Source organism: Parendozoicomonas verongulae (assembly GCF_009711465.1).
Lineage (GTDB): Bacteria > Pseudomonadota > Gammaproteobacteria > Pseudomonadales > Endozoicomonadaceae > Sansalvadorimonas > Sansalvadorimonas verongulae.
This window is the reverse complement of the sequence record NZ_SMME01000275.1, coordinates 1-458: the sequence shown is the minus strand read 5'-3', so window position 1 is coordinate 458 and position 458 is coordinate 1. Positions and strand designations below refer to the sequence as shown.

Genomic DNA, 458 nt, shown 5'->3' with positions numbered 1-458 from the left:
TGCGATGACGTGGCTTACTTCCTCGAAAACGTAACCTCCGCATAAGGGACAGCTGACTGATGGCTAAAAAAACTTACATGACCTGTCATCCCGTCCGGCACAACGGCAGCCTGTATAAGGCTGCCAGCCCGATTGAGCTGGACGAGAGTGAGGCTGAGGAGTTGCTGGACTTTGGCGCGGTGGAGGCCCCAGCGGCGGACGCTGCGAAGGAAGCCCCAAAGCCCGAGGCTGCTCCGAAGAAGGCCACACAGGCCAAGCCCAAGGCCACCAAAGCCAAGCCTGCCCCCCAGAAGGAGGCCGGTAAGTGAGCTATTGCGATCTTGCTGGCCTTTCGGCCCGGTTCGGAGAGGACGAGATCATCTCCCTGACCGACCGGGCCGACACTGGCTCTGTGGATACCACTGTGGGTCAACAGGCACTGGATGATGCGACCGAGGAGATCAACTCCTACATCGCAG

The 458-nt window shown here is 59.8% G+C and carries 2 protein-coding genes; both read left to right on the top strand.

All coding sequences use genetic code 11. The features are described from left to right. Nucleotides 1-59: 59 nt before the first annotated feature. Entirely contained in the window at nt 60-308 is a 249-nt protein-coding gene (locus E1189_RS00445; RefSeq protein WP_155158184.1) for a hypothetical protein, read from the top strand. Then, the coding region (locus E1189_RS26035) for a phage protein Gp36 family protein (RefSeq protein ID WP_155158183.1) at nt 305-458 on the top strand (154 nt) is incomplete at its 3' end. The genes E1189_RS00445 and E1189_RS26035, both read left to right, overlap by 4 nt.

What these genes read in the sequence shown, in the direction of transcription:
- E1189_RS00445 (WP_155158184.1), top strand. Translation starts at nt 60, where the DNA reads ATGGCTAAAAAAACTTACATGACCTGTCATCCCGTCCGGCACAACGGC.